Origin of the sequence: Metallosphaera javensis (ex Sakai et al. 2022) (assembly GCA_021654415.1) — an archaeon.
GTDB classification, from domain to species: domain Archaea; phylum Thermoproteota; class Thermoprotei_A; order Sulfolobales; family Sulfolobaceae; genus Metallosphaera; species Metallosphaera javensis.
On the sequence record AP024487.1, the window covers coordinates 780008 to 797155 of the forward strand.

Sequence of the window (17148 nt, forward strand, 5' to 3'; positions counted from 1 at the left end):
AAATTACCCGGTCTACGATCGAATTCCTGCACGAGTTACGGTTTCATCCGCGACATTCCCTGAGAGAAGATATTAATGTAAATAATTTTTAATTATTTTAATCCTTTATACCCTTTATCGACACGCTCAACCGCATCACCCTGAAACCCCTGAACTGCGCCGTTCAGGACCCAACCCTGACCAGTTCAGAACTCGATCTTGAACTCAGTATCCTTTTTATACTGGGTATACCACTTATACCATATGAAGGTCATCAAGGTATCCGAGGAGAATAGACAGAGACTTCTTCAAATAGCTGGCGAGCTTCAGGCTAAGGAGGGCAGGAGGGTGACCCTAGATGACGTTATCACTGTCCTGCTGAATCATTACCTCAAGGAGAGGAACCAGGCCCTGAGATTGACCGAGGTGTTCAGGGAGTATCAGTTCGAAGCTGATCCTGTCCCCGTGGATGAAATGGACAAGGAGATTTACAAGTGAACCGAATGATACTCCTGGATACTTCGTTCCTCTACTCCCTCTATAACAGGCGGGACCAGAATCACGCGAGAGCCTTACAACTTCTGGAGGAGATACAGTCCCTCAAGTATGGCCAGCCAGTGGTGTGCGACTACGTCATTGACGAGATATTGACGTTAGTCCTCTCGAGGCATGGAAAGAGTTACGCCAGCGTGGTGCTGAACGGGATTGTGAAGGCCGTGAACCAGGGACTAAGACTGCAGTTCGTGGGTGAGGACATCTTTGAAAAGGGGATTCAGTGCTTCACGAGGTATCACCTGAGCTTCACTGACTGCATTCAGGTGGCCATCCTCCTGGAGGAGAAGGATAGATATATTGCCAGTTTCGATAGGGGATTTGATCAGGTAAGGGAGATTGTGAGGGTCCAGTGAGTTCTGATTAGGGAGATCAGACGATTCGACGAGACGAGTAAAGAGTAGTCTGTTTTCCGAGAACCGCATCGTGTCGTCAAACTTGCATAAATTTGTTTTATGGCTTCATGACTTCGCATTGAACTCCTTAAACCTTAAAATATGCCAACATGACGACACTATGGAGAACCGAGCTTTCCACGTCACGACACTGGAACCGAGCCAACCATGTGTTAACACGAGCCTTTCGAACTCTACACACCGGAAAGAGAGAGGATTTTAGAGCCCCCACTATTTCACGAAGGTTTTTAGTAGTTTCTCAAGCTCCCTTCAAGTCAAATGAGAACTTTGGTCTGGTGCTGTATGTCCTATCTTAGGACCTTACCCTTTCCTTCATCTCCCTTCTGAAGAGTCCGCTCATCAACCTCTTGATGCCCATAAAATTCATCCATAGAAACACAGCCGTTATCACTGGTAATCCCACGTAGATCACGTCCAGAACAGGGGAGAGGCTCTCCAGTGCAAGTGCGGGAGTATAATAGGCCACAACAGTTGCGATGGAGATACAACAAGTGCTTCCGCTGACAATCCCCAGCAGGGGTAAGCCCACGATCGAAAGGTTATACCTGAATCCTCTTCCCCTGAGCTCCACGATGTTTCCAACCACGAGCAGGCCAATGATCATCCCCATCAAGATGGAGAAGAAGCTCAAATCCAGGTAAAACCAGGATCCGCCCACCGTGACTGATGGAGAGAAAAATAATCCTAGCGCGTTCCCCAGCCTCACTGAACTCATGGGGGCATAGGTCACTGAAAACACTGTGGGAGGAGATATTCCCAGGATTCTGTCCAGCAGAAGGCTATACGCCACGTAATGAACAGCAAGATAACACAGGAATATTCCCCAGTTCACCCCTTCCCTCAGGGTTGAGATCACTCCCCTGAGAGGTATCATCACCAGGTAAGCTACCCCCATCCAGAACACCAGCCCACCCCCAAGCTGGAAGGGGAACTGGTCAGGGAAAAGGGGTGACATCAAGTAGAAGAGGAGACCAGACGCAATCAGAAAAAAGTAGAATAACGTGAGCTTCATGATCTCAATCCCTGAAATACTCCTTGTATATTACGAAGATGAGAGAGGAGAAAAGGAGGATCATTAGACCCACTAGCAGGCCCAGGTTAAACTGGTACACCAGTACGTTGGAGAAATACTGGGATATTGCGTAGGCTAGGCCTATTCCCGATACCAGGATCACTGGAAGCACCATCTTGGATATGTCTGCTCTTCTCACCTGCTGTTCCTGCACAGTTTCAGAGTACCTGAACCTTATGGAGAAGAATATCAGGGAACCCATGAATACCCCGAAAACTCCCGATGCACTGATGTACATCAACCTCCATAGGTTCTCCACGTACGCTGATATGGGGGATTGCGCCAAGTAACCCAGCGTGCCGAAATCTCCTATCCACAGGAAGACCAGAGCCATGAGCACCATGGTGAATATCCAGGCTACTATGTCCTTGGGCCTTAACATGATATCACCCCGTGGAGTTGGTAACCACCATAATCCCCTTCATGGTGTAGTGACCAGGTCCGCAGAACTCGGCACACCAGATGTTGTAAACCCCTGGTTGGTTCACCATGATGTAAAGGTCATAGGTGTAACCCGGGATGGCCTGCATCTTCATTCCCAGCTGTACGATGTAAAATGCGTGGATTACGTCAGCTGAGGTTAACTCGAACACGTAAGGTTTCCCTGCCTGTATCACAACCTTATCGTAGGAGACAGTTCCGTTAGGATATATGAACTCCCATACGTACTGCTTGGCAATCACCTTGATGGGAATTGGGGTCTCATTACTGGGAATGTAGGAGCCGTGGGTTATGGCCCCGAGGTACTGAAAGGAAAGTGCCCCCAGGAAAACGAGGATGGCTATGGCGAACACTATGGTGGAAATTTCCGCTATCCTTTCCGCTTTCACTTTTCATCACCCCTAAGTGTGTAGATCAGGATGAGATAGGATAGAAGGAACATGTTGATCCCTGCAAGTATCCCCAGCTCAAATTGATCCAAGAAGAGGTTGGTGAGGGTGAACATCCTCGCTGTGGTGTAGGCGATGAGGCCCAATGTGACCAGAATACTTAGATCCAATCCCAGGGAGACTGGCCTGGGCAACGTTATGGTTTCAAGTTCCTGGGATCTTGACAGGGCGCTCGCGAATCCGAGCCTCTTCCCGAGGTTGAATGAGTCCGACTCAGGGCCTGCCCTGGACTGTAGCCATCTGAGGACTGGAAATACAGTAAGGAAAGATAGGACGAATATTACTCCATCAACCTCAACTCCTATGGGCCCTATATCCCTACCTGGGGTGAGATAGGCCCATACGCTGTTGACCACGAAGGAGAGTATGAATCCCACTCCCAGAGCCATGGAGGCTGGCCTCATTACTGGATGCGGAGATTGATGCCTGAACACGTACTCGTCTATGAATGGAAAGAGAACGGTGATTGCTCCCCACGCCAGAAATATCAGCGATGCATTGGACGGAGTCACAGACTTGTAGAAGAAGTAGATGAAGAGGAAATACCAGTCAGGGATGGGTGGAGTCTGTGCCGCTAAGGCAGGGTTGTACTCCGGCATAATGTACTTGATTTGGGACCCATCTATCGCTATCTGGAAGGGGAAAGCTGAGGCAATTAGGAAGATCGCACCGAAGGTCATCAACATGGTTACCACTATGATTCCGAAGGTCCTGGTCAGGGGTTGCAATTTCCAGTTTGGGTCGCTTCTAAGCTTATCCGGGTAGTCATCTATGAGCTCGGATCTGTTCTTCTCCTTGCTGAGGGGCGGGGTAATTCCGTGCTTCTCGAAGATGTAGAGATGAAGGCCGAGGACCAGCGCAATTAAGGCACCAACTATCCAGTGGAAGACGAAGAACCTGTCCACGAGGGGATCAACTCCGCTGGCTATCCCAGGTAGCTGGGGGAGGAGGGTCATGGCAGCTATCAGGTTGCTCAGTCCCAGGGGCATGTAGGTGAATAGGTTCAGTCCCGTGGTGGTCGCGGTCCAGGAGATCAGGTTGTAGGGGAGAGAGTATCCCAGATAGGCCTCAGTTAACGTTAACCCCGCCAGTACCGTTCCCACTATCCACATTATCTCCCTGGGTTTCCTGTACGCGCCCACCAGAAAGTTCCTCGTCATATGTACGAGGAGTAGAAATACCATGGCGTAGGCACCCCAGCTGTGTAGACTAAAGAGAAGAGCCCCCAGGGGAACGCTGGATATAAGGTAAGAGGTGGACGCATAGGGATCTGCAGGTACGTAGTAAAGGGCTACGAGCATCCCTGTTACTACCTCAAACAGGAAGGAGGCCAGGACAAAGGATCCCAGCCAGAAATCCAGCCTGTACGCGTAACGGGGGGCCTGCCTTATGGTGTGCCCATAAAGACCAGTCCTCTCGTCGAGCCATTCCAGAACCCTGTCAAGCCAGGTCCCTTCGCGTTCCTCCATTAACTCACCCTAACGCAAGCCGGGTTTGAGGGCACTGAGTAGCTGTACCTAGGGTCATAGATCAGGTTATCCCTTGGTCTCCTTCTGGGCACAGCCTCTGAGAAATAGGGCGCATTGGTTCCTACAGCGTAAATATCCCCTGTTGTTTCGTCGTACTCGAGGAGAACCATGGGAAGAGGCCTGGGGGCCGGGCCGCCCACCACCACTCCGCCCTGGTCAAGCTGGTACATGGAACCGTGGCACGGGCAGTGCAGGATTGAGGTCGAAGGATTCAATCCAGGATCGCTTGAGCTGGGCACCAGGGCCTGTGCGGGAAGCTGACATCCTAGATGCACGCAAACTGCAGAGAAAGCGCATATGGACCTCTTGGGTCCAACACCCACGATATTCTTGAAGTCTGTATTTATTCTGAACTGATTGGCGTAGGGGTTTTTGAACTCCACGTCCTTCATGTTGTTTAACTTGTAAAAGTCCACTAGGAAACAAGGCTCGTCCGTGAGGGGATAGGCAAAGAAATAGACCGGACAACTCCCTTGAAGCTGGCTTATGTTGGCAACCCTGTACTTGGGAAAACCCTCCAGTCCCTGCGAGTTGTTGGCCACAAGGTATCTGGGCGAGATGGACTTGAGCTCTCCGTAGTAATATCCCATGTAGTCAAGAACGGGAGTAACCAGGGGAGAGACCGCAATGGCCCCTCCCAGGATGAGGCTCAATCTGAGAAAGTCCCTTCTATCCAATTCCCTCCACTATGATATTAACAGCATTGAGTTACCTTTATGTATTCTATTAAAACTTTACTATATTTGTGTTTTAAATAAGAAAAAATTAATCATTATAAATTGCTCATTCTACGGCGTACGGGGTGGTTACGTTCTGTGACGCCACAAGGTTAACCCACATTCCAGATTCCGCATGGCCTGAAATTCCGCAAGCCAGCCAGTAAGTTCCCGGGGCAATGGGTCCGTAAACTCCCACCGCAGTCTGACCAGAGGAGAGACCCTGAAGCGTGTATGCGGAGGAAGTTGTACCCACGTAAAGCAATATTTTCCCGTCACTTGCCAGGTCCGCTGCGTTGGGAGTAGCGGTGTTGTTCATTACCAGAATCAGGTTGTGCTGAAGTGACTCCTGGTTGGTGAATTTTATCTCTAGGTTGTAACCAGCGGGCACATAAATTGTCATTTGGCCAAAGGACGTTCCGTTGAGGTTAAAGGTGGAGGCCGAAGATAGCGCCACCAGGGAAATGACCACTGTCTTATTTGACGATATGACTGGAAGCGTGATCTTTGTGGGGCCTGAGCTCGTGGTGGTGTTAGTGGTGGAAGGAGAGGAGAGCGTGTGAAACTGGTAAATGGAGATAATGGCTGCAGACAACACTACAACAGCTACTATGAAAGCTACAACATAGGAAAACATGGGGGAGACAGCCTTGTCCATCTTAAATCATCATGATAGTTCAGATTTCTATTTTATAAGCATTTTTTCAAATGTTTCCCGACTCTAGAAAATCAAGGATGTCCAATTTCCGGAATTTCCTAAAAGAGTAGCACCTCCAGAACCCTAGGCATGAAGTGCTAGCCAAGGGATATTAACGTCTGTAATGGGATTCTGGTAAAAATTATATATGTGGGTAATCAAATGGGTAAATATGAAACGTGAAAAGATGCTCACGATGGATGAGAGGGGGAGGATCACCTTACCCGCAACCATAAGGGAGAAGGTCCACGCAAGGAAGTTCGAGGTTGTACTCACAGAGGAGGGAATACTGCTTAAACCTGTCAGGAACGATGCGCTAGATAAGTATTTCGGCATATTTAGGGGGAGAGTGAAGAAGGATATCGACGAGTTGCTTGACGAGGCTATGGAGGAGTATGTGAGAGAGCATGAGAAGGTATTTTGATGTTAATGTATTTATTTACTATTTTTTAAAAGATCCATTTTTTGGTGATAAGGCGTATGAGTGGCTAAAAAATACAGATGAGAGGATTACCTGTGTCATAACTCCATTTGAGGTGACCTACATTCTCTCGAAAATATTGAATATCTCAAGAAGAGACTCCTCCTTAATCTACACCATAATAAATGCATTTTCCGATCTGGACGTTAGATATGTAAGCGTACCATGGGAGAACGTACCGGGTGTTATGAGAAAGTATAACCTAGATTTTGAGGATGCGATACATGTGGCCTGTGCTCTGAAAGAAATGGCTGAGATTGTGAGCAATGACCAGGAACTAATGAAAAAGGTAAATGCCAAGTTTTGATTATGTGGACTGAAAGGGACGTAAAATATCAAAAGAGGTCTGTACATCAGTCCCAAGAAGGCGACTTCGAGCGAATTAAATCATCCCCATAATCAGAAGGCGAAATCACATGTTAAGCACTCCATTCCAAGTAATGTCCTTACCTCTAGAGAGTATTGTTGGCAGGAGTTAGGCAACTTAATTCTCTTGCGGTAATTTGTGGAATTGATGTGATCAAGGTACGTAAGCTCTTACTAAATCTTTAATTGGTAAGGAATAAGCTAATTGTCAAAAGATGCTCCATACCTTACTCTAGTTACCTTAAAACGACATGAAGATATGAGAGCAGTCGGGGGTTATCCATCATCCACTAACTCCGTCGGCGGTTGTGGCGGTCAGAATCTGTACTGCTCATTTTTACTGGATAAAAGAAGGTAAGGATGTTAAATGAATAAACTTAACTAAATAATAAAATATTTCTAAAAATTAAAATCATCTAAAAAAACGAAGATTTAAACTATAAAAGCTTTTTTATCTTCATATGATGGAAATACCTGATTAATGAAAAATATATATGTAAACATTAATTCCCGTTAAATGAATTTGTCATTGAGATTAGGATGGGAAAGGTAAACAGGGTTAAAGAGGTTCTAAAGATAGCTCTTACGACCACAAGTGCACATGACATAGGGATAATGTACATTGTATTAGGTATAATAAGTCTTATCACAGGTTCAGCTTATGCGGCGTTGATAAGAGATCAGCTAACGCTGAACAATGTGGGAGCCGTAGAGTACTACAACGCCGTATCCCTGCACGGCATATTTATGATTTTCTTCATGGTGATGCCTATCTCCACAGGTTTCGCCAACTATCTGGTTCCCAGAATGATAGGGGCCCACGACCTTTACTGGCCTAAGATAAATGCCCTATCTTTCTGGATTCTGGTACCTGCGGTTTTCATGAGTATTATTGCCCCACTATTTGGACCCATAAACACAGGATGGTACATGTACGCTCCTCTGAGCACTGATCTGCAGGTGAACGGAGGTTTCGGCGTTACGCTAATTGAGGTGGCGTTGATGATTGCTGGCGTTTCCTCCACCTTAACGGGTATCAATTTCCTCATGACGATCCTGAGACTCAGGAAGATTCCCTTCTTCAAAATGTCCCTCTTCACATGGTCCTTCTTCGCCACCTCGATCCTCCTCATGGTTGCGTTACCTCCCCTAACCGCGGGCCTAGTCATGGCGTTTCTGGAGAGGATGTGGAACCTTCCGTTCTTCAATGCTGCTCTTGGAGGAAATCCACTTCTATGGCAAAACGTCTTCTGGTTCTTCGGTCACCCGGAGGTGTACATTCTCATTTTGCCAGCCATGGGACTGGTGGGTGAGGTTCTTCCGAGGGCCGTGGGAAGGCAGATTTACGGGTATAAAGCGCTGGCCCTCTCGTCCATGGCCATAGCTTTCCTGTCGGTTCTGGGAGTATGGATGCATCATATGTTCACGGCGATTGACAGTGACGTGGTGAGGGAGATAGCTGCTGCGACCACCATGGCAATTGCCATTCCCTCGGGAGTAAAGGTGGTGAACTGGACCATCACCTTTTACGGAGGGAAGGTAAGGTTCTCTGCCCTAACCATAGGCATGATAGGGTTCATCACCCTCTTCTTGGTGGGCGGGATTACGGGAGTGTTCTTCCCCCTGATACCCGTGGACCTGGCGTTCAATGGGACCTACCTAGTGGTAGGACATTTTCATTACATGGTCTTTGCAATTCTAGTGGGATTGTTGAGTGGGCTGGTGTACTACTTCCCCTATTTCACGGGGAAGTGGTTTGATCAGGAACTGGCAAGAACCTCCATGTTCATGATTGTGGTTGGGGCCTTCGTGGTTGCCACTGGAATGAGCATTGACGGAGTCCTGGGGATGCCCAGAAGGTACGCGGTGGTGCCGGCACCAATCTATCAGCCCTTCCAGAACCTGATTACTGTGGGCGGTTTCGTGGAAGGAATAGGCCTACTTCTCATGTTCGGCACATTGCTCTACGGATGGGTCAGGGGGCCTCCCGTAAGGAGTATGGATCCATGGAATTCAGAACAGCTCATAGGAGTGCCGGACTTCACGCTCAGGCCCGTGGCACTTCCACTTTCCTTCGGAAAGGAGATGGATGGAACTACACCCGAACATAGGCATGGTTCCTATTTCCCCTCCCTGCTGGGATTGCTGTTATGCTTCCCACCCCTCGGCTTCATGCTTATCTTAGCAGGTGTGACCATTCCTGGAATCCTCATGGTTCTGACCTTCATAGGTGTCGGAATAGCCTGGCTGTATAATGACTACTTTAAGCAGATTAAACCCTTACCGGGATTTGGCGGTTTCACTCTGACGAAGATGGTAAACGCAACGCCCGCTGGAGCTACAGGATCCCTGGGAGGAATGGAGAATCCCACCATCCAGGAGAACGGAGTGGAGATAGCCAGGAGGGCGAAAACCCCTGTACTCTTCTTCATTATCGCGGAGATATTCCTCTTTGGCAGCTTCATAGGAGGCTACATATATGACGTGAACGAGACGCCTACGGTTGCGAGTCTACCTAGATTGTCCGTGGACTGGTATCCACTTCCCCTGATCATGACTGTGGTTTTACTCTCTAGTTCAATCCCGGCCCATCTTGCCTATCATAATTTCCTCAAGGGTAGAATTAGGATGTTCAAGATACTGGGCACACTGACGGCGCTCATGGGATTCTCCTTCCTCATGGGTCAGGTGTACGAATTCACTCACATAGTCAAGTTTACGCCACAGCAGGACGTGTACTCGGCGTTCTTCTTCACCATAGTATCTCTCCACGCATTTCACGTTATAATGGGTCTGGTTCTCTGGACCATTACACTGCTGAGGACTAGGATCACGGTACCATACCAGCTCTCAACGGGAGCGTCATATTATTGGCACTTTGTGGATGCCGTGTGGGTGGTGGTATTTACAATGCTTTACCTGCAACTACCAATCTATCATCCGTGAGTTTATGAGAAAACATCTTTTTTTAGGAGTTTTCCTGGTTCTCTTAATAATTAATCCACTTACTGAAGGGATATACGGGAGAAATGCGGTACTTTACATGGCCTCCCACTATGCTCTCTTTGCCTTGGGAATGTGGATGGGACTCTCCGAGGCCTCAAGGAGATTCTGGATAGGGAGACTGATTGCAGGGACAGGAGTCGCCTTGTTAGCCCACGTCCCCTTGATATTTGACGTCTCGGCGTATAATGAGGTTGTGAGGGTGATACTGGAGCTTGGTTTGTTCTGCGGAGGTTTTTTGGTGGGCTCCTCCTTCCAGGCGGGAGGAAACGTGACAAGTTACATCCTTCTGGGCGGATGGATGACTGGGGATACTGCCCTCTCCGTAGCTTTCCTCCTGGGAGATAGCGCCTATTCCTTCCCACTCTCCCCCTATCCAGTGTGGCAGATCAAGGATGCAGGCATTTTCATGTTCCTTTTCATGAACGTTGTGGCTTTCTTTATTATCATGAAAATCTTCATCGGATTCCTTGAAAAGGGAGAGCTTAAAGGGGAAGGTGAAGGAATATGAGCGTCAGTTTAGGGAGTTAAAGCCCCTTCAATACGCTTCTGAACGCTATGTATATCACAGTGGCCAGTATCACGTTCATTACTATGATCATGGAAATCCCTGCCAGGGGAAGGGATTCAGGCGTGTAGGGGGAGAAGGGGTAAACCTTATTGCTGTATTCTGGACTTCCAATCAAGAGAAGTATGCTGAGCAGGGTATCCCCCAGCATGTAAAGGGCGAAAAGGGTTATCTTGCTCCATTGTGGAAGACTGCGTATTGATGAACCAAGGAGGAAACCTCCAAGGAAGAGGGATGTATCCAGGAGAATCCTGAACTTCAACACTCCAGCTCCAAGGGAGAAGGGCAAGGGAAGGTGCCAGAACACTACTGGAATCACTCCAATCACTGCAAATTTCCAGTCTGATCTCAAGATGGTGTAACCAAAAATGAAACCTGAGGCCACCACCACATAATGGGATAACATGTACACGGTTGCGGAGTGAAATTCCGCGCTCTCGGTTACCGGATTGAGCCCCGTCACGGCGAGGACTAGGGCAAGACCAAATAACTTCCTGTTCATTTATTAAGATTCTTGGATGAAGTTTAAAAGAAAGGATATGTGTATTTGCTAGACTATAATATTATCTTGTTTAAGCACAAAATTGCTTAAAATCTTTTGAAGATAACCTTACTAAAATAATAATCGGTTGAATCATAAGGGAAACACACGAAAGGATTTTAATTAATTAGAAGAGATCATCGTCTCTACTAAAAACTTTTAAATCGTTTAACGAACTTATGCCCGTTATCTCTTTGGGGGTTAAGGGGGCGGAGGACCCCATCTGTGAGGGATGGATAGCCCCCTTATAGAAAGGTTTTAAATGATAACATACGTAAATTAACTGTGGCCTGCTGAACCCCATCGTGCGGTAATAGCCGTGGGATGGCCACCTAGGGATGGAACAGCCCGAAGTTAAGCTTGCGGAGACCGATGCCTCCGTAACCCTCCTGCCACACGGGGCGTCAAGGATGGGTTCCATTCGACGGAACCTCCGCTGTGGATGGAGGGGATCGAGCATGGTCAATGAACCAAGAAGCCTCATCCGTGAGGGTGGGGCAGTTCACTGTTTCAATGTCGTGCCTTTACGCTGGGTTAAGTTACTCTTGATGAATGATATATCCAATTCCTCATCAATATGAAGAATGTGAAATTACTTTGAGAACGTTAGAAAAGGGTTAACATATTGGATAAATCGGCTATTGCAAATAACCCAACCAGCACTAGGGCTGGTAAAATCACCGATTTCCTTACCAAGAATGCGGAGCCAACGATTGCAATAACCTTGAGTGAGGTCATTAACAAGAGAAGGAATAAGGGATTTCCTTGAAACATGTGCAATAATGCGTTCTGTTCCGTGTATCCAGCTTGAACACCTAGATACGTTGTAACTATGTCAATGAGCCCTAAACTGCCAAGTAATGGAAGAAGTATTCTTTGAATCATAAGCTATTATCGATATCTAACATTAAAAGTTGCATATGTTTAAGTTTATCGTTATATATAGAAAGAACTAAAGAAGTATACTCTTATGTGCACTTAACTACATATGAACATAAAGTTTATTACCCATATTTTGTTAATAGATATAATAATGGTGAAAAAGTTTGAACACTAGCCTGAAGATAGGCGAGGTCATAGCCATAGTGCTCATTGCGGGGGCTCTCTCCCTGGGTTTCCTTGGGGGAAATGTGAGCGCTCAAGTTCCATCAATACCCTCACTCTCGGTTCTTGATCATTACACAGGCCTTGGATGGTCACTGGTTAGCTCTTTTAAGGGGGTAGCTGATAGCTCTCCCACTGCGTTTCTTCAGAGTTTCGGATCTTACGCAATATCCTATGCCAACCTCACGGATAGCGGGGGAGATTTACTAACTGTTCTCCAGGTTTACTTCCCATCCAATCATGCTGCACTGTCCTACTTGGAGTCTGTGGCACCTTCAAGTCCACAGCTGGTAAATAATGTATGGGTATCCACGTACTCCCTTGGACAAACAGAGATAGTCTATATGGTGAGCGGGTCTCACTTCATTCAAATTTCATATGTGGGTAGCTCAGGAGCCTTGCCCAGCTTGAACTCACTGGAGCAACTTGGAATGTCCCTGCTTTAAGACTTAACTGCAATTTTATTTTTGAACCTTCACCTATTTCTGTTCAAGGCCTAGTAATGCTATCAGTTTTCTATTATGGCGAAGTTAAAATAGGATTGAAGGATTTATACTCAAGGGAAACGCTGTGCAGAGACCCACCTTCAAGGCCCTTTCTATCATCTACATGGCATTTGTCGCCTACCTGCTTGTCTTCTTCCTCTTTGACGATTTTCACGTCTCCACCTATGCCCTTTTGACTGGTCTCTCTCTCCTTATTTCCTGTATACCTCTTGCCTTCCCCAGGGCTAATCTTTACGTCATCCCTGTTTATTCCGTAACCCTGTTTGTGGTCCCACTTTTCCTCGATATTTCGAACCTGAATTTAGTTGTGGCGATTCTCTTGACAGTTTCGTCTTTAGGGCTGGCGTTATCTGCAGGAGATTTAAGGAAACCGTTCCTGGTACCCCTTCTCGTATTTCTGGTTGTATTTGGGATCTCCTATTCAGTTACTGGAATAATTCTGGTTGAGTCTGGCGTTTATTCCTGGTTTCCGTTTCTGGCTGGAATTCCTCTCTTCATATCCCCTGTTATGAAGTTGATTGAAAGCAAATGGAACGTGATACCAGCTCTTGCATTGGTACTAGTTTCCCAGTTTATGGTCACTGGTTCCAATCTCCTCAACTTTAGCATTTCAACTCTTCTCTCGGTGTCGTCAATCTCAATAACGCTGTGGGGAGGCATAGCTTTCCTCGTCTCAGTCATTATCTTGGCTCTAGGCGGTAGGAGACCAGTCCCACTGATTTTCCTGGCGTTGTCAGGACTGGTATACCTGTTAGGTCCCATTCAGCTTGCGTCTCTTCCTCTCCAGATAGGCTCGGTGAGCATTGTTGAAGGAGAGGAGGTCAAGGGACTTGAGGTGAAAGCTGAAGGGAACAAGATAGTTGTAAGGTTTCCGGAAAGGGGGATGAAGACCACCCTTTTGGTTGACTCTTTACCACAAAAGTTCTCCTGTAACAATTCCGAATGTACCTCCACGATCTTCACAGGTCCGGGGCCTCATGAAGTTAAACTTTGTGTGGCCGGCGAATGCGTTACGCAGAATATCACAGTCACCCATTTAGCCTCCACTCCCATCAGGATAGAGTACAGCCTAAATGGCAACAAACTGAAAATAGTGGTCAAGGTAACTGGCAAGGTTAACTCCCTTGACGTGACTGTTAATGGTGATCCTGTGAAACTTCAGGACAACGGCAAGGAGTACACGGGGGAATATCCAATTTCTTCCCCTGGAAAGTATGTGATAGAGGCAACTGCCACCATCAGGAGTAACACGGTTTCCGTATCAAGGGAGGTTGAGGTCGAGTCTCTCAACCTTGAAATCAGTCTCAAGATAGATCAAAGATGGCCAGATCTAGTCATCACTGCTGAAACCCTGGTGGATGGCTCTAAATCGCCAGTGGATAAGATAAGGATCAAGGTAAACGACGAAGATATCTCCTTCAGCAACCCTGACACTGGAGTTTATACTGCAACCCTTACCTCCCTGGAGGGGAAAACGTATGAAGTGGTGGTTGAGGCTCAGAAGGGTGAAATTACCAGAGTGGAGAGAAGAAAAGTGACGATCTCTCCTCCCCTCCTAAGCTCCTGGGATCCCAAGATCTGGATCGGGAAAACTGTTTACGGATATGATGTGGAAGGAATCCTCGGTATTGGGGGAACATCGTTCGTCCTTCTGGGGAAGAGGGAGAACAGGAGATACGCAATAAAGATAGCCAGCGTTTCACCCTCTTCCTCAAGCTCATCAACCAGGCTTGGAATATCAACCTTCTCGGATTTAAGTAAGGAATCGTCAAAACTACAGGAGATCTCCGAGCGATCTAACGACATAGTTAAACTGTATGGAGTCTACGCAGACGTAAACACTATCAAGGAGATTCTTGAAGGAAAGTCCTATCTATATCTGACCAATCCCCCTGCCATAATTATGGAGTTAATGACAGGTGGTACTGCTGAGGATCTGGTAAAGAAGGAGGCTGTGTTCCTCTCTTCCAATTGGCCCTCCGTGGTGAAGCTCATCTTCACGAGCACAGCGAGGGCATTATCCGTGGTTCACAGGGAGAACTATGTACATTTGGACGTTAAGCCCAGGAACATTTTCTTCACAGAGCCTCCGGGTAATACTGGAGGAGAGGTATTGAACAACCTGATTGCCGGTAGAACTGTGGTGAAACTTGGGGACCTGGGATCTGCTAGGAGAAGAGGTGAGAGAATTACTGAGTATACCGCGGAATACTGTCCTGTAGATCAGGTAGAGGACATGTTGCTGGGGAGGGGTGCAAGGCCTGACATGGATGTTTTCGCCCTGGGTGCAACCATTTACAGGCTAATTAACGGGACATCTCTTAACCCTGTGGAGGTGGTCAGGGAAATGGATGGGGCTGTTGACGCGTTTTTGAGGAGGGGAGATTTTAGAGCAAACCTCGAGAGGGCCAAAAGAGCATATGCCACCGTTCATTCCAATTTAAGGCTGAGCAGATTCCGCGAAGTGGAGGGCCTGGTGAGGAAAATGACAGATCCCGATCCTACTGGGAGACCATCCATCCAGGAAGTTCTCAATGAACTTATGGCAATAAAGTGAATGAAAAACCTGGTGAGTTACTTTACCCTTAATGCTATGATGATGGCCACAGCTATGAAGACCAGGAGGGATATAACCTTCAGGTATATGGGAGATATACCAAGTGGAGATATAGCAGGCGTCTGTGTGGGTTGGATTGTTAAGTTCTGTTTAGGTGGTGCTTTGGTCGCATTTGAGGTAGGCGGTGGAGTTATGGGTCGAGTCATGTTCTTTATGAAGGTTATTGTGAGGGTGGTATTGAGTGGAACATTGACCTTCAAGGGATAGGTTACGTTATAACCAGCGGGCGAGAAGGCCTTAACGAAATAGACCCCAGGAAGCAGGTATAGGGTTGAGTTTCCCGTTATGTTGTACACCGTCCCGTTCAGGTCAAGGGTTATGTGGGAGAGGCCCTGAACCTCCACGTGTAGGGGAAACCTCTCCTCGGTGAAGTTAATCTCCAGGTAGAGTGACACGTTATGATAGGTCCTGCCGTTGAGCTCCAGGCTGGACGATGAGGGCGACACCTTGATTTCCCCGTTGGAGAGCTGGCCAGCAACTACCTTGACGGTGTAGTTGTAGTATGCTGGAGGGATAACCCTGAACTGGTAGATCCCCACGGGTTCGGACAGGACCAGGAGCCCGGTGGAGTTCATTAGGCTGTCACCTATCTCCACGCTCCAGCGAGGGACACCAAAGCCCACAATCAACAGGGTGTAAAGCGACTTCACCGGGGTGAAAACCAGGGTGGAGTTGCCTGGGGAGAGCTCGCCCCTAATGCTGTTGTAGCCGGGCTCAGGCTGCGCCGTGAAGGCGTATTGCTGGGAGGGCAGTACCAGGCTCACCGTCCCCGTGACGTTTACCTCCACGTTCCCCAGTTCCAGGATCCAGTAACCTGGATAGTTCAGGGTGATGGACGCGGTGAACCCCGGGGAGGAGGCCAGGTACACGTAAACCGCGCCGTTTACCAGCGTATACACCAGGATCCCTCCCTGTAGTGGGACGAATCCCTCCACAACTCCCTGAATGGGGGTTTCTGTTGCCCCTCCCGTGAACAGGTTCATCTCCTCAAGCTCTCCAGGGGACAGGAGGTAGGCCGTACCCTCGCTCTCGTACAGCAGGGACGTCGCGGTGAAGGTCGTGGAGGAGACGATGGCCCCATCCCTCACCACGTAGGTCTGATCCCCCGATATCACGTAGCTCACGTTGAAAGGTCCGGGTATCACCAGCTGGCCAGGGGAGGGAAGCGGGATAACTGAGGTGGTGGAGGACGCAACCACGAGACTGGAGCCGTTGAGGATAAACGCCGTACCGCTGATCCATCCGCCCACAACGTTGGTGAGGCCCGGGATGTACAGAACCTTACCTGAGTCGGTGACCACGTAGGACTGAGAGCCCTCCACCACCAGTCCCCCATGTATCACAAGAACCTTACCTGGAGCTGATACGAGGGTTTCCGGCGGGCTGGATATGATTGTTCCAGAGAGCAGGAAAAGTTGCTCTGTCTCAACCTGCACTGCTCCCCTGTTTGAGGACCATACCAGAAGGTTGGCGCTATCCCCTGTGGAGTTCACCATCACTGCCTCCACCTCTCTCCCCTGTCCCAGGGGAATACTAACGTCAAGGAATTTCCCCGTGCTCATGTCCAGGGCCGTCATGTAAATCCCGGAACTTTCGTTGTAGCTCAATAACAGGTAATCTCCCACGTTTCCAATCAACGTGTAGTTACCCGACACGGGAATCTCCATCTCCCCATTGTTCAGCACGTTCAGAATCCACATCCTTGACAGGGGCGTTCCGTTCACAATCACGTATCCCTCCACAACCACGTAATCTCCCTCCAGTCCCGCGCTCCTCACAACCCCCTGTCCCAGCGGTACTGGAGAGGAGTTCTCCCACACGTATATCTCCCCCTGAAATTCCCCAACCAAGTAGTTCTCTCCCGTCACGTTGGAGTGGAATACCCCATCCACGCTCTGCACGTTATATATCACGTTCTGAACTAGAGTCTGGGAACTAGTTAGCGGAACAAGGGCCAACGCTAAGAGGGTAACCAGCAGGATTATCTTCATTTTTAAGTTTCTTGTCATGCTGCTTTTTTAACCTTGTCCAAACTTCAGGTAATTAAGTCTCCTCTCCCTTGAAGGCCTATCGTCTTCATGTATTTCAGGTATTACTTGTAATTAAATGAT

Annotated in this window: 17 protein-coding genes; 8 read left to right on the forward strand and 9 right to left on the reverse strand. The window is 48.1% G+C overall.

What is annotated here, in order from left to right; translation table 11 throughout:
- Window positions 1–243: 243 nt before the first annotated feature.
- Together QVC96_RS04680 and QVC96_RS04685 are read left to right on the forward strand one after the other, a co-directional pair.
- Entirely contained in the window at window positions 244–477 is a 234-nt protein-coding gene (locus QVC96_RS04680; RefSeq protein ID WP_287690049.1) for a hypothetical protein, read from the forward strand.
- A gap of 5 nt (window positions 478–482) precedes the next feature.
- Window positions 483–887, forward strand: a complete 405-nt coding sequence (locus tag QVC96_RS04685; protein ID WP_287690050.1) for a type II toxin-antitoxin system VapC family toxin — start codon at window positions 483–485, stop codon at window positions 885–887.
- Window positions 888–1239: 352 nt separating this feature from the next.
- Here the strand turns inward: QVC96_RS04685 and QVC96_RS04690 are convergent, their stop codons facing one another.
- From QVC96_RS04690 to QVC96_RS04715, 6 genes are all read right to left on the reverse strand, one after another.
- Window positions 1240–1959 carry a hypothetical protein gene (locus tag QVC96_RS04690; RefSeq protein ID WP_287690051.1) on the reverse strand — a complete coding sequence of 240 codons (720 nt, stop codon included), beginning with the start codon at window positions 1957–1959 and terminating at the stop codon, window positions 1240–1242.
- A gap of 4 nt (window positions 1960–1963) precedes the next feature.
- Complete coding sequence (locus QVC96_RS04695; protein WP_287690052.1) at window positions 1964–2401, reverse strand: hypothetical protein; 438 nt, start codon at window positions 2399–2401, stop codon at window positions 1964–1966.
- A 4-nt stretch (window positions 2402–2405) separates the two neighbouring features.
- Complete coding sequence (locus QVC96_RS04700) at window positions 2406–2849, reverse strand: cytochrome c oxidase subunit II (RefSeq protein WP_287690053.1); 444 nt, start codon at window positions 2847–2849, stop codon at window positions 2406–2408.
- A complete protein-coding gene (locus QVC96_RS04705) occupies window positions 2846–4378 on the reverse strand; it encodes a cytochrome b (RefSeq protein ID WP_287690054.1) in 1533 nt (510 codons plus the stop codon). Before QVC96_RS04705 ends, QVC96_RS04700 begins: the two co-directional genes overlap by 4 nt.
- Window positions 4378–5115 carry a Rieske 2Fe-2S domain-containing protein gene (locus QVC96_RS04710; RefSeq protein ID WP_287690055.1) on the reverse strand — a complete coding sequence of 246 codons (738 nt, stop codon included), beginning with the start codon at window positions 5113–5115 and terminating at the stop codon, window positions 4378–4380. Before QVC96_RS04710 ends, QVC96_RS04705 begins: the two co-directional genes overlap by 1 nt.
- A 106-nt stretch (window positions 5116–5221) precedes the next feature.
- Entirely contained in the window at window positions 5222–5812 is a 591-nt protein-coding gene (locus QVC96_RS04715; protein ID WP_287690056.1) for a sulfocyanin, read from the reverse strand.
- Between the two features lie 211 nt (window positions 5813–6023).
- Between QVC96_RS04715 and QVC96_RS04720 the strand changes: the two genes are divergently transcribed.
- From QVC96_RS04720 to QVC96_RS04735, 4 genes are all read left to right on the forward strand, one after another.
- On the forward strand, window positions 6024–6275 hold the full coding sequence (locus QVC96_RS04720; protein WP_287690057.1) for an AbrB/MazE/SpoVT family DNA-binding domain-containing protein: 252 nt from the start codon (window positions 6024–6026) through the stop codon (window positions 6273–6275).
- Window positions 6259–6639 carry a type II toxin-antitoxin system VapC family toxin gene (locus QVC96_RS04725; RefSeq protein WP_287690058.1) on the forward strand — a complete coding sequence of 127 codons (381 nt, stop codon included), beginning with the start codon at window positions 6259–6261 and terminating at the stop codon, window positions 6637–6639. Before QVC96_RS04720 ends, QVC96_RS04725 begins: the two co-directional genes overlap by 17 nt.
- Before the next feature lie 599 nt (window positions 6640–7238).
- Window positions 7239–9644, forward strand: a complete 2406-nt coding sequence (locus QVC96_RS04730; RefSeq protein WP_287690059.1) for a cbb3-type cytochrome c oxidase subunit I — start codon at window positions 7239–7241, stop codon at window positions 9642–9644.
- A gap of 4 nt (window positions 9645–9648) precedes the next feature.
- Entirely contained in the window at window positions 9649–10212 is a 564-nt protein-coding gene (locus tag QVC96_RS04735; protein WP_287690060.1) for a DUF1404 domain-containing protein, read from the forward strand.
- 16 nt (window positions 10213–10228) lie between these two features.
- On the opposite strand, the gene QVC96_RS04740 is transcribed toward QVC96_RS04735, so the two are convergent.
- Together QVC96_RS04740 and QVC96_RS04745 are read right to left on the reverse strand one after the other, a co-directional pair.
- Entirely contained in the window at window positions 10229–10771 is a 543-nt protein-coding gene (locus QVC96_RS04740; RefSeq protein ID WP_287690061.1) for a DUF1404 domain-containing protein, read from the reverse strand.
- 645 nt (window positions 10772–11416) lie between these two features.
- Window positions 11417–11695 carry a DUF5658 family protein gene (locus QVC96_RS04745; protein ID WP_238027175.1) on the reverse strand — a complete coding sequence of 93 codons (279 nt, stop codon included), beginning with the start codon at window positions 11693–11695 and terminating at the stop codon, window positions 11417–11419.
- A 161-nt stretch (window positions 11696–11856) separates the two neighbouring features.
- On the opposite strand from QVC96_RS04745, the gene QVC96_RS04750 reads away from it, so the two are divergent.
- Complete coding sequence (locus tag QVC96_RS04750) at window positions 11857–12360, forward strand: hypothetical protein (protein WP_238027176.1); 504 nt, start codon at window positions 11857–11859, stop codon at window positions 12358–12360.
- 124 nt (window positions 12361–12484) lie between these two features.
- The gene (locus tag QVC96_RS04755) at window positions 12485–14977 is read left to right on the forward strand and encodes a protein kinase domain-containing protein (RefSeq protein WP_287690062.1); all 2493 of its coding nucleotides are present in this window, start codon (window positions 12485–12487) and stop codon (window positions 14975–14977) included.
- Between the two features lie 17 nt (window positions 14978–14994).
- On the opposite strand, the gene QVC96_RS04760 is transcribed toward QVC96_RS04755, so the two are convergent.
- Window positions 14995–17028: a hypothetical protein gene (locus QVC96_RS04760; protein WP_287690063.1), complete on the reverse strand. Its 2034-nt coding sequence runs from the start codon at window positions 17026–17028 to the stop codon at window positions 14995–14997.
- Window positions 17029–17148: the final 120 nt, after the last annotated feature.

Bases quoted from the DNA above. Each gene is read 5' to 3' on its own strand.
- QVC96_RS04680 (WP_287690049.1), top strand. From the start codon at position 244: ATGAAGGTCATCAAGGTATCCGAGGAGAATAGACAGAGACTTCTTCAA.
- QVC96_RS04685 (WP_287690050.1), top strand. From the start codon at position 483: ATGATACTCCTGGATACTTCGTTCCTCTACTCCCTCTATAACAGGCGG.
- QVC96_RS04690 (WP_287690051.1), bottom strand. From the start codon at position 1,959: ATGAAGCTCACGTTATTCTACTTTTTTCTGATTGCGTCTGGTCTCCTC.
- QVC96_RS04695 (WP_287690052.1), bottom strand. From the start codon at position 2,401: ATGTTAAGGCCCAAGGACATAGTAGCCTGGATATTCACCATGGTGCTC.
- QVC96_RS04705 (WP_287690054.1), bottom strand. From the start codon at position 4,378: ATGGAGGAACGCGAAGGGACCTGGCTTGACAGGGTTCTGGAATGGCTC.
- QVC96_RS04715 (WP_287690056.1), bottom strand. From the start codon at position 5,812: ATGGACAAGGCTGTCTCCCCCATGTTTTCCTATGTTGTAGCTTTCATA.
- QVC96_RS04720 (WP_287690057.1), top strand. From the start codon at position 6,024: ATGAAACGTGAAAAGATGCTCACGATGGATGAGAGGGGGAGGATCACC.
- QVC96_RS04725 (WP_287690058.1), top strand. From the start codon at position 6,259: ATGAGAAGGTATTTTGATGTTAATGTATTTATTTACTATTTTTTAAAA.
- QVC96_RS04730 (WP_287690059.1), top strand. From the start codon at position 7,239: ATGGGAAAGGTAAACAGGGTTAAAGAGGTTCTAAAGATAGCTCTTACG.
- QVC96_RS04735 (WP_287690060.1), top strand. From the start codon at position 9,649: ATGAGAAAACATCTTTTTTTAGGAGTTTTCCTGGTTCTCTTAATAATT.
- QVC96_RS04740 (WP_287690061.1), bottom strand. From the start codon at position 10,771: ATGAACAGGAAGTTATTTGGTCTTGCCCTAGTCCTCGCCGTGACGGGG.
- QVC96_RS04745 (WP_238027175.1), bottom strand. From the start codon at position 11,695: ATGATTCAAAGAATACTTCTTCCATTACTTGGCAGTTTAGGGCTCATT.
- QVC96_RS04760 (WP_287690063.1), bottom strand. From the start codon at position 17,028: ATGAAGATAATCCTGCTGGTTACCCTCTTAGCGTTGGCCCTTGTTCCG.